Source organism: Streptomyces sp. NPDC057002 (assembly GCF_042673825.1).
GTDB lineage: Bacteria > Actinomycetota > Actinomycetes > Streptomycetales > Streptomycetaceae > Streptomyces.
The window spans coordinates 58452-69516 of record NZ_JBHURZ010000015.1; the positions used below are offsets into that span (position 1 = coordinate 58452).

The following is an 11065-nucleotide window of genomic DNA, read 5'->3' on the forward strand; positions in this document are numbered from 1 at the left end:
AATGTGCCGTTTTGTAGTGGTTACGGATGAGTTGCGACCATGTGGAGGGCCCGTGCGAACCGATATCGATCCGCGCAACCTGATCGGCCGCAAGGCGTTCGACCGCAATGGAACCAGGATCGGCACGATCGACGAGGTGTACCTCGACGACGCCACCGGCGTGCCGGAGTGGGCGGCCATACGGACCGGCCTGTTCAGCCGGGACGCCTTCGTCCCCCTGGAGCCCAGCGAACTGATCGACGGCGCCCTCCACGTGCCCTTCGACCGCGCCCTCATCAAGGACGCCCCCGACTTCGGCGTGGGCCGCCACCTCTCCCCGGAGCAAGAACTCCAGCTCTACCACCACTACGGCCTCGACGTCGCCGCCCCTCCCCCGCTTCAGGACCACGACTTCGGCAAACTGGCCGGCACCGACGAGACGGCCTGAAGCCCCCGACGGGCCGCCTAAGGGGCGGCGGAGCGCAGCCCCACACCCCCGGAGTCACCATCCGGCTCATCGCCCCCCTGCGGCTCTCGTAACACCAGCGGCAACGGATCCGCCGGCTCCAGCTCCGGATCGTCGACCCGGAAGGTGCGCACACGCCCGGGCTCCGAGTCGGGCGTCTCGAACCGTACGGTGACCCGTCCCAGGCCGCTGCCCTGCACCCACCCGTGCCCGAACCCGGCATGCCGCACATCGTGCCCGGCCGGCCAACGCCGCTCGGCCGGCGCGGGCCGCTCCTCGACCGGCGCCGCGGAGTGCTCCTCGACCGGGTCCTCCGCGACCGCCCGCTGACCGGCCGCCTGCGCGAACAGGTCCTCCTGCGTGTAGTCGGCGAGCCCGCTGACGCCCACCCCGAGCAGCCGCACGCCGCCCGTCGTGTCGACCGAGTCCAGCAGTCTGGCCGCCGCCTCACGGATCACCCCGGGATCGTCCGTCGGCCCCCGCAGCGTCTCGGAACGGGTGCGCGTCGAGAAGTCGTACCGCCGCACCTTCAGCACGATGGTCCGCCCGGACAGCCCGGCCTCGCGCAGCCGCCGTACACAGCGGTCGGCGAGCCGCTGCACCTCCAGCCCGACCCGCAGCCGGTCGTGGATGTCCACGTCGTAGGTGTCCTCGACCGACACCGACTTCGCTTCCCGCTCCGCCACCACGGGCCGGTCGTCCCGCGCCAGGGCCATGGCGTAGAGCCCGTGCCCGTGCGCCTTCCCCAGCAGCCGCACCAGTTCGTCCTCACCGGCCTCGGCGATCTCCTCGACCGTGGTGATCCCGGCCCGCCGAAGATGGTCGCCCGTGGCCGGCCCGACTCCCGGCAGGGTCCGCACCGACATCGGCCCCAGCATGGCCCGCTCCGTCCCCGGCTCGATCATCACCAGCCCGTCGGGCTTGGCCTGCTCCGAGGCGATCTTCGCGAGCATCTTGCACGCGGCCAGCCCCACCGACCCCGTGAGTCCGGTGACGGCCCTGATGTCCGCACGCAGTTTCACCCCGGCCAGCCGCGCCGACCGCTCGTCCCAGGCCGTCCCACCGGCTTCCAGGTCCACGAACGCCTCGTCCAGGCTCAACGGCTCCACCAGCGGCGACAGCGCCCGCAGCAGCTCCATCACCCGCTCGCTGATCGCCCGGTAGAACCCGAAGCGCGGCACGAGATACGCGGCGTTGGGCGCGAGCCGCCGGGCCTGCGCCATGGGCAGCGCCGAGTGCACCCCGAAGACCCGGGCCTCGTACGACGCGGTCGCGACCACACCCCGCGGCCCGAGTCCGCCCACGACCACGGCCTTCCCGCGCAGGCTCGGCTTGGACGCCTGCTCCACCGAGGCGAAGAAGGCATCCATGTCGAGATGCAGGATCGTGGGCGCGGTTCTCACAACTCCGATGCTGCCCTACGCCACTGACAACGCACCTGCGACGCCGTGCCGAACCGCCCCGACCACCCCGGCAGATACCGCTTGCGGCCCAGCGCGGAAACGTCCCGCCTACCGCGGCCGCACCACACCGCACCGTCCAGCGGGTCAGACGGCCCGGTTCCGCCGCCGCGCCAGCTCGTCCGCCGGATTGGGCCCGACCAGGGTCTCGCCGGTGTCGATCCGCTCCCCGTGCAGCTGGGACAGCGCGCTCTCGACGTCCCGCCACACCACACCCACCGCGATCCCGAAGACGCCCTGGCCCCCTTGGAGCAGGGCGTGGACCTCGTCCGGCGAAGTGCACTCGTAGACCGTCGCGCCATCGCTCATCAGCGTCATCCGCTCCAGGTCGCGGAAACCGCGTTCCCTGAGGTGCTGGACGGCTGTGCGGATGTTCTGCAGCGACACCCCGGTGTCGAGGAACCGCTTGACGATCTTCAGGACGACGACGTCCCGGAAGCTGTACAACCGCTGTGTCCCGGACCCGTAGGCGGGGCGCACACTCGGCTCGACGAGACCGGTGCGCGCCCAGTAGTCCAGCTGCCGGTAGGTGATACCGGCGGCCGCGCAGGCCGTGGGGCCGCGATAGCCGATCTGCTCGGACGCCATGGACGTCGTCCCTCCGCTGCTCGGCACCGCCGACGGTCGCTGCGGAGCATGCTCGGCCGTACCGTCGGGCTGGGGATACCCCCCACCCGAAAGGAGCCGAGAGCCGGGGGGAGCGTACGGACCACTCGCCCTGAGACTGCGCTCGGGGCCGCCCCCAGCCGTACCGTCGCCGCTGCTTCTCACGCCGACCTCCGTCCTTGACCTGCCTTCTCGACGGTAGGCAGTCACCCGGGGTGCGTCAACGATCGCCACACTCGCCACGCCGAGTGATAATCACCCTAAGAGTGGTTTCCCGTGCCCCACCGCGGGGAAAGGCTAGCCGAATGCCTTCGGCACGGGCCGTGTGACGCTCTCACTCGCCACCGGCACATGCGGGCAATTCACCCGTCACACATACGGCGGCGGCCCTGCCGCGGACTCCTCGTCCGCCGGGCCGCCCACGCGTCTCACGACCGCTGCCGCTCCCTGCCCGGCCGGCACTCACCGGCCTCCGGAGCTCACTGACTGCTGCTGCCGAAGTCCTCCGGAGAGATCTGGTCGAGGAACTCGCGGAACTTCTCCACCTCGTCCTCCTGCTCGTCCGGGATCGCGATACCGGCGTCGTCGAGCACCGTGTCACTCCCGTAGATCGGCGTCCCGGTGCGCAAAGCCAGCGCTATGGCGTCGGACGGGCGGGCGCTCACCTCGACGCCGCTGGCGAAGACCAGCTCCGCGTAGAAGACGCCTTCACGCAGGTCCGTGATACGCACTTCCGTGAGCTCCTGACCGACGGCTTCCAGCACGTCCTTGAACAGGTCGTGGGTCAGCGGCCGCGCCGGAGCCATGCCCTGCTGGGCGAAGGCGATCGCCGTCGCCTCGCCCGGCCCGATCCAGATGGGGAGGTAGCGGTCGCCTCCCACTTCACGCAGCAGCACGATCGGTTGGTTGGAGGGCATCTCGACCCGGACACCTACGACATCGAGCTCGTTCACACAGCAACCCTAGGCCGTGCTCGGGACGTTTGGGTAGTCGGGCAGGGATCGGGCGCCTGATCCGGCCCCCACGTGTCCGGACGCCTCATGGCAGCCGCACCCCGAGCGCCGTCTGCACCAGCGCGGCGTGCAGCCTCACCGTGAGCCCCGCCAGCTCCTTGGTCCGGGCCTCCGCATGAGCCCTGGTCTGCGGGTTCCGGTGCCGCTTCAGCGGGGCCACCACCTGGTCCACGAGCCCGGCCTCGCGGTCGGCGGCCGCCTTCATCACCCGCAGGTGCCGCGGCTCGATCCCGAACCGCCCCAGCTCGGCGACGAGCGCCGCCACCGTGACCGCCTCCGCCTCGTACGCCCCGTCCTCCAGTGGAGTGACCAGCCCGTACGACTCCCACTCCCTGAGCTCGCCCTCGTCCACCCCGGCGGCGGCGAGCAGCTCCGCACGCCCGACCCTGGCAGCCGTGGGCGGCCCCTCGGGGGGCTCGGGCACGGAGTCGCCCTCCCGCTGACGGCCCACGGCCGGCAGCGGGACGGCCTCACCGCGCTCCATGGCCTCCAGGTGCTCGCGAATCACCTTCAGGGGCAGATAGTGGTCCCGCTGCATCCTCAGGACGTGCCCCAGGCGCTCGACGTCACGGGCGCTGAACTTGCGATACCCCGAAGGGGTCCGCTGTGGCTCGATGAGCCCCTCAGACTCCAGGAAACGGATCTTGGAGATGGTGACTTCGGGGAACTCGTCGCGCAGCGCGTTCAGCACCGTGCCGATGCTCATCAGCCCACTGTCCGTGGCGGCGGCGCCGTGCCCGGCACCGCCGCTCGGTGTATGAAGCATGGACCTTCCCTGACGGACGGACCTTCGCTGGGGTTCCCCGGAGGCAGTCCGGGTCAGTAGCCCCGCTGGCTGGCGTAGAAGACCAGCCGGTACTTACCGATCTGCACCTCGTCACCGTTGCTCACGGCGACCTGGTCGATCCGCTCCCGGTTCACGTACGTGCCGTTCAGGCTGCCCACGTCGGCCACCGTGAACGAGCCGTCCTGACCGCGACGGAACTCCACGTGCCGCCGGGAGACCGTGACGTCGTCCAGGAAGATGTCGCTCTGCGGATGACGGCCGGCCGTGGTCAGATCGCCGTCCAGCAGGAAGCGGCTGCCCGAGTTCGGCCCCCGGCGCACCACCAGGAGCGCGGAGCCCAGCGGCAGCGCGTCCACCGCCGCCTGCGCCTCGGGAGACAGCGTCGGCGTGGGCGTCTGGCCGGTGGCCTCGGCGTCGTAGGCCTCGAGTCCGGAGATGGAGATCGTGGAGGTCGTCTCGGACGGACGTTCCGGCGTCGCACCCGCCCGCAGCGGCGCGCCACAGTTGGAACAGAAGCGGCTGTTCTCCGCGTTGCGGTTGCCGCACCTCGTACACACCAGGGCCGACATGGGATCCTCCTGCCGCGGCTGCCCACCCGGAGCATTGGACGCATACGGGTCGGAAAACCCTCCACCCGCACTTGAGGGTTGCCCGAAACCTATTCCGCCGGGCTGCGCAGGGTCAACCGACGGCGCGCCCTGACCTCCGGCAACGTCACCGCCCGGACCGCCGACCTGGTCCCGGAACAGCGGCCGCTGGCCCTCCGCGTCAGGCTGTGCGCGATGACGGGCGGTCGCATTGTCGCTGCCCTCTCGCGGGCTCTTGCCGAACAACTTCGCAAACAACTTCACGGGCGATTCCCCTTGACCGAAACAGACCCGCCCGTGGGGCAGGACGAACCCTGACTGAACACTCTGGCCGACCCGGACATCCTGACAACGTCCGTCTGCACCAGACAGTTTCCACCACGCACCACCCATTCGGTGCGCCGACCCCCCGCAACCTCATGCCCTCGCCGGACGCCGCCCATGCACCGCCGGTTCACTGGGAGGACGACCGAGCGTAGTCAGGCCGCTTCGCTGCTCGCAAGGCGTCCACGACGATCTTGGTCGACCGCTCCACGGTGACGATGGCCTGTTCCTTCTCGAGAGTCTGCACCACGCCTCCGGGGATGTTGAGCGCCGGCTCGAGGTCCTGCGACTTGCCGATGACCTTGAAACGATAGGGCGCGTTGATCTTGTTCCCGTCGACGCTCACACCCTTGCCCGAGTCCGTGAGATACGTGCCGGCGACGACCCGAACGCCGTTCACCTGGATCGCCTCGGCACCCGCAGCACGCAGTTCCTGGACCGCGTCGAGCAGCATGTCCGACTCGACCGTCCCCTTCGTGTCCTCGATGGTCATGGTGATGCCGGGCCCCTGCGCGGCCACCGTGCCCGCCAGGATGCCGAGTTGCCGCTCCTTCTCGATCGTCTGCTTGCGGGCCTCCTCGGCCTGGTCCGAGCTGTTCTCGAGCTCGTCCCGCTGCTTCTCGAGCCCCTGCTTCTCGTCCTCAAGACGCTGGGTTCGGTCATCCAGTTCATCGAGGATGCGGACAAGATCCTCCTGGCGCGCACCGCGCAGGGCACTGTCACTGTCACTGTTCGAGGCCACCTGCACGGCCAGCCCGAAACCGAGGCCGAACAGCAGCAGCGCGACGATGAGTTGGGCCCGGCTGACCCGAGGTGGCCACAACCCCTGCACCAGCCGCTGCCGACCGGTCAGCCGCGGCTCGGGCGCCACCTCCGGCTCCGAGTCCGGCTCCGGAGTGGGCACCGGCTCGGGCCTCGACTCAGGCTCCGGGGTGTCCTGGGTGGCGGGCTCCGCCGCGGCCACCTCCTGGGGCAGCTCCTTGCGAAGCCGGTTCCCGCCCTCGCCGCTCCCGCCGCGCCGCTCCACGTGCGTGTCGCCGTTCTCCTCGGCGCGCTTCTCGTCGTTCTCGCTCATCGGCCTCACGCCCGGAACACGTGCCGGCGGATCGCCGCGGCGTTGGAGAAGATGCGGATACCGAGGACGACCACCACACCGGTGGACAGCTGGGCACCCACGCCCAGCTTGTCGCCCAGGAACACGATCAACGCGGCCACGACCACGTTCGACAGGAACGACACCACGAAGACCTTGTCGTCGAAGATGCCGTCGAGCATGGCGCGCAGACCGCCGAAGACGGCGTCGAGCGCCGCCACGACAGCGATCGGCAGATAAGGCTCGACCACCGCCGGAACCTCAGGCCGGACCAACAGGCCGGCCACGACTCCCACGACGAGGCCCAGTACGGCGATCACGATGTGCCCTTCTCGCTTTTCTCAGTGCTCGGCTGTGCTGTACGTACGATCACACTCGGTGCGGCCGGCAGCCGGAGATCGTCCTCCGCGGAGATGGCAGTCCTGACGCCGTAGCTCTCCTGGAGCGCGTTCAGATACAACCCGTCCGCGCTGTTCTGGAACCTCGTGCTCAGCCGCTGCCCGTCCCCCACCGCGAGCACCGTGTACGGCGGCACCAGCGGTTTGTTGTCGACCAGTATCGCGTCCCCCGCGGCCCTGATCGCGGACAGCGCCGTCAGCCGCTGCCCGTTGATGGAGACGGCCTCGGCGCCCGACTCCCACAGCCCGTTGACCACGCGCTGCATGTCCCGGTCACGCACCCGGCCGGTGTCCGAGAACCCGGAGGCCTCACGCGGGTCACCGTCACCCCCCGCACCGGTGTCCTTGGCGTCGTTCACCACGAGCTTCACACCGGGACCGTGCACCGCGGCGGCGCCGGACATGATCCCCACCAGATCGGACCCGGCGCTGCCACTGTGCTTCAGCGCCTCGCGCTGCCGGGCGCTGACGTCCGCGCGCAGCTCGTCGACGGAGTCCTCCAGCTTGTCCGCCGCGTCGCTCTCCCGGTCGATCCGGTCGACCAGCTCTTCCCGCTCCTTGGCGACGACCGGTGCGGCGACCCGCGCCTGTGCCGCTCCCACGGTCACGACCAGGGCCGCGAGCACCAGGCCCGCCGCGAGCCCCAGCTTCGCCCTGAGGGTCTTCGGCAGGCCGGCGTCGCCCGCGGCCTTCTTACGCTCGGCGGCCTGGGCATATCCGTCGTCGAGGCTGTGGTCCATGACGTTGGTGAGCAACGACATGGACGCATCCGGGCGCCGGGGCCGCGTCGGTGTGCTCCGAATGGGGGGTTGCTGCGGCATGCCGCACATCGTCGCACGTCGCGGCCACTACCTCCGAACGGCCCCACCGGCGTGCCGGACAGGCCCCGTTGGGGACACTTGTCCGGCACGCACGCGTGCAGCTCGTTCTACCGGCCGGCGCTGTCCACGACCGCCGACCACTCGTCCAGCAGGGCCTGCGCGGAGGCGTCGTCCGGCCCCTCGGCCCACAGGTGCGTGACGGCCTCCGCCGGGTCGGGCAGCACCATCACCCAGCGCCCGTCGGTCTCCACCACACGCACGCCGTCCGTGGTGTCCACGAAGCGATCTCCGGCCTCTTCGACGACCCGCCGCATCACGAGACCCTTGACAGCCCACGGGGTCGCCAGGTCCCGCTTCAGGACGTGCGCCCGCGGGATCCGGGCGTCGATCTGGCTGAGCGTGAGCTGCGTCCGCGCCACGAGCCCGATGAGCCGTACGAAGGCCGCGGTGGCGTCGTACACGCTACTGAACTCGGGGACGATGAACCCGCCCTTGCCGTCACCCCCGAAGATCGTCCCTTCCTCGCCACCGACGCGAGTGAGATCGTCGGGAGAGGTCGTCGTCCACTCGACCTGGGTCCCGTGGTACGCCGCCACCTGCTCGGCGATCCGGGTCGTGGTCACCGGGAGCGCGACCCTGCCACTACGCCGCTCGGCGGCCACGAGGTCCAGCATCACGAGGAGCGCCCGGTCGTCCTCGATGATGCGCCCCTTCTCGTCGACGAGGGACAGCCGCTCACCGACCGGGTCGAACCGCACCCCGAAGGCGGCACCCGAGGACGCCACGATCTCCCCGAGACGCACCATCCCCGACCGCCGCATATCGGCCGTCTCCGTCGGCCTGGACTCGTCCAGACCCGGATTGATCGTCAGCGAGTCGACGCCGAGCTTCCCGAGCAGAGACGGCAGCACGAGTCCCGCACTGCCGTTGGACGCGTCCACGACCACCTTCAGCTCGGACTCGGAGATGCCCGTCGTGTCGACGTTCCGCAGCAACGACCCGGTGTACGAGTCGAAGACGCTGGCCGGGAAGTGCAGATCCCCGATCTCACCGGGGAAGGCCCGACGGTACTCCTGCCGCGCGAACACCCGGTCCAGCTTCCGCTGACTGCCCTGCGACAGGTCGGCACCGTTCCCGTCGAAGAACATGATGTCCACGGAGTCCGGCACCCCGGGCGTGGTACGGATCATGATCCCGCCGGCACTGCCCCGCGCGGTCTGCTGCCGGGCCACGGGCAGCGGAACATTCTCCAGATCCCGTACGTCGATGGCGCTGGCCTGCAACGCGGAGATCACCGCACGCTTCAGCGCCCGGGCGCCACGCGAATGGTCCCGGGCCGTGGTGACGGTCGAGCCCTTCTTCAGCGTGGTCGCATACGCACCGGCGAGCCGCACGGCCAGCTCCGGCGTGATCTCGACGTTCAGGATTCCGGACACCCCGCGGGCGCCGAAGAGGTGCGCCTGCCCCCTGGACTCCCAGATGACCGACGTGTTGACGAATGCACCGGCCTCGATGGTCTTGAACGGATAGACCCGCACATTGCCCTGGACGATCGATTCTTCACCGATCAGACACTCATCACCGATGACCGCGCCGTCCTCGATCCGCGCGGCGCGCATGATGTCGGTGTTCTTCCCGACCACGCACCCGCGCAGATTGCTGTGCGGCCCCACGTAGACGTTGTCGTGAACAACGGACTTGTGCAGAAAGGCGCCGCTCTTGACCACCACGTTGGAACCCACGACGGAGTGCTCACGAAGCTCCGCGCCGGCCTCGACCTTGGCGTAGTCCCCGATGTAAAGAGGACCGCGGAGCACGGCGTCGGGGTGCACCTCCGCGCCCTCGGCGACCCAGACGCCTGCCGAGATCTCGAACCCGTCGATGTCGACGTCGACCTTGCCCTCCAGGACGTCGGCCTGCGCCTTCACATAGCTCTCGTGCGTGCCGACGTCCTCCCAGTACCCCTCGGCGATATAGCCGTAGACGGGCTTGCCTTCCTTCATCAACTGCGGGAAGACATCGCCGGACCAGTCGACGGGCACATCGGGCTCGACATAGTCGAAGACCTCAGGCTCCATCACGTAGATGCCGGTGTTGACCGTGTCGGAGAAGACCTGGCCCCAGGTGGGCTTCTCGAGGAAGCGCTCCACCTTGCCTTCCTCGTCGACAATGGTGATGCCGAATTCCAGCGGATTGGGAACACGCGTCAGGCAAACCGTGACCAGCGCACCCTTTTCCTTGTGGAAATTGATGAGCTCGGTGAGGTCGAAATCCGTCAGAGCATCACCGGAGATGACGAGGAAGGCATCGTCCTTCAATGCCTCTTCGGCGTTCTTGACGCTTCCGGCGGTACCGAGTGGCTTCTCCTCATTGGCATAGGTCAGCTCCATACCGAGCTCTTCGCCGTCACCGAAGTAGTTCTTGACGAGCGAGGCCAGGAACTGGACAGTAACAACGGTTTCGTTGAGCCCATGCCTTTTGAGCAGCCGCAGAACGTGCTCCATGATCGGGCGGTTGGCCACGGGCAGGAGCGGCTTGGGCATGCTTGAGGTCATGGGGCGAAGACGCGTGCCTTCGCCTCCGGCCATCACGACGGCCTTCATGTCGGAAGCGTCCTCCTCTAAGAGACGACGGTCTAGCCGACTTCCCCCGCCAGGATTGTCCCCCACTTTGCGACCACGGGCCATCGGACAGCCACGGTGGGACCAATCCGCAAGTTCAATCGGCCATGGCGTCCGCACGGACCAGGCGGCGGACTTGTACCACGTAGAGGACTCCTGCCCACCAGTACAGCGTTGTACCCCATCCGGCGAACGCCCATCCGAAAATAGCAGCGAGTGACGAGATCCAACCGCTTCCGTCACTGAGCAGGAGCAGCGGGAAGGCATACATCAGGTTGAAGGTGGCGGCCTTGCCCAGGAAGTTCACCTGGGGCGGCGGATAGCCGTGACGGCGGAGGATACCCACCATCACCAGCAGAACCAGCTCTCGCAGCAGAAGTGCAGCTGTCAACCAAAGGGGCAGAATCTCACGCCAGGTGAGGCCGACCAAAGTCGAGAGAATGTAGAGCCGGTCGGCCGCGGGGTCGAGAAGCCGGCCGAGGCTGCTGATCTGGTTCCAGCGCCGTGCGAGCTTGCCGTCCAGGTAGTCGCTGATGCCGCTCAGGGCCAGTACCAGAAGGGCCCATCCGTCACTCTTGGGCCCACCGAACTCAGGCCTCAGAATCAGCCACAGGAAGAGGGGCACGCCGACGAGCCGAGCCATGCTGAGGATGTTCGGGATGGTGAGCACACGGTCCGTCTGGACGCGAGTCTCCTGAACCTCCACCCGGGGGCCTCCTGTGGGAAACGTGCCAACGATGCTCACTGACCTTACCTCAACGCAAAAAAGCTCTGGCTCTCGGGCTGTGTGCCCAAGAGCCAGAGCTCTAAAAGGAGTTCGGCGGCGTCCTACTCTCCCACAGGGTCCCCCCTGCAGTACCATCGGCGCTGAAAGGCTTAGCTTCCGGGTTCGGAATGTAACCGGGCGTTT

11 protein-coding genes and 1 rRNA gene are annotated in these 11065 nt (G+C 68.7%); 1 reads left to right on the forward strand and 11 read right to left on the reverse strand.

What is annotated here, in order from left to right; genetic code table 11:
- The first annotated feature begins 52 nt into the window (after nucleotides 1–52).
- A complete protein-coding gene (locus ACFT32_RS43255; protein WP_382500199.1) occupies nucleotides 53–427 on the forward strand; it encodes a PRC-barrel domain-containing protein in 375 nt (124 codons plus the stop codon).
- A 17-nt stretch (nucleotides 428–444) separates the two neighbouring features.
- Here the strand turns inward: ACFT32_RS43255 and ACFT32_RS43260 are convergent, their stop codons facing one another.
- The 11 genes from ACFT32_RS43260 to rrf form a co-directional block, all read right to left on the reverse strand.
- The gene (locus ACFT32_RS43260) at nucleotides 445–1848 is read right to left on the reverse strand and encodes a DNA polymerase IV (RefSeq protein WP_382500201.1); all 1404 of its coding nucleotides are present in this window, start codon (nucleotides 1846–1848) and stop codon (nucleotides 445–447) included.
- A 144-nt stretch (nucleotides 1849–1992) separates the two neighbouring features.
- A complete protein-coding gene (locus ACFT32_RS43265) occupies nucleotides 1993–2676 on the reverse strand; it encodes a MerR family transcriptional regulator (RefSeq protein WP_382500203.1) in 684 nt (227 codons plus the stop codon).
- Nucleotides 2677–2990: 314 nt separating this feature from the next.
- A complete protein-coding gene (locus ACFT32_RS43270) occupies nucleotides 2991–3464 on the reverse strand; it encodes a bifunctional nuclease family protein (RefSeq protein ID WP_003988851.1) in 474 nt (157 codons plus the stop codon).
- 85 nt (nucleotides 3465–3549) lie between these two features.
- Nucleotides 3550–4290 carry a MerR family transcriptional regulator gene (locus tag ACFT32_RS43275; protein ID WP_382500205.1) on the reverse strand — a complete coding sequence of 247 codons (741 nt, stop codon included), beginning with the start codon at nucleotides 4288–4290 and terminating at the stop codon, nucleotides 3550–3552.
- A 53-nt stretch (nucleotides 4291–4343) separates the two neighbouring features.
- On the reverse strand, nucleotides 4344–5291 hold the full coding sequence (locus ACFT32_RS43280; protein WP_382500207.1) for an FHA domain-containing protein: 948 nt from the start codon (nucleotides 5289–5291) through the stop codon (nucleotides 4344–4346).
- Nucleotides 5292–5352: 61 nt separating this feature from the next.
- Nucleotides 5353–6297, reverse strand: coding sequence for a DUF881 domain-containing protein (locus ACFT32_RS43285; RefSeq protein ID WP_382500209.1), 945 nt, complete (start codon nucleotides 6295–6297; stop codon nucleotides 5353–5355).
- Nucleotides 6298–6302: 5 nt separating this feature from the next.
- On the reverse strand, nucleotides 6303–6635 hold the full coding sequence (locus tag ACFT32_RS43290) for a small basic family protein (protein ID WP_003988855.1): 333 nt from the start codon (nucleotides 6633–6635) through the stop codon (nucleotides 6303–6305).
- A complete protein-coding gene (locus ACFT32_RS43295; RefSeq protein ID WP_382500211.1) occupies nucleotides 6632–7543 on the reverse strand; it encodes a DUF881 domain-containing protein in 912 nt (303 codons plus the stop codon). The genes ACFT32_RS43290 and ACFT32_RS43295 overlap by 4 nt, the downstream gene beginning before the upstream one ends.
- A gap of 98 nt (nucleotides 7544–7641) precedes the next feature.
- Entirely contained in the window at nucleotides 7642–10137 is a 2496-nt protein-coding gene (locus tag ACFT32_RS43300) for a sugar phosphate nucleotidyltransferase (protein WP_382500213.1), read from the reverse strand.
- Between the two features lie 115 nt (nucleotides 10138–10252).
- Entirely contained in the window at nucleotides 10253–10861 is a 609-nt protein-coding gene (locus ACFT32_RS43305; RefSeq protein WP_382500215.1) for a CDP-alcohol phosphatidyltransferase family protein, read from the reverse strand.
- A 109-nt stretch (nucleotides 10862–10970) separates the two neighbouring features.
- A 5S ribosomal RNA gene (gene rrf / locus ACFT32_RS43310) occupies nucleotides 10971–11065 on the reverse strand; the annotation flags it as partial.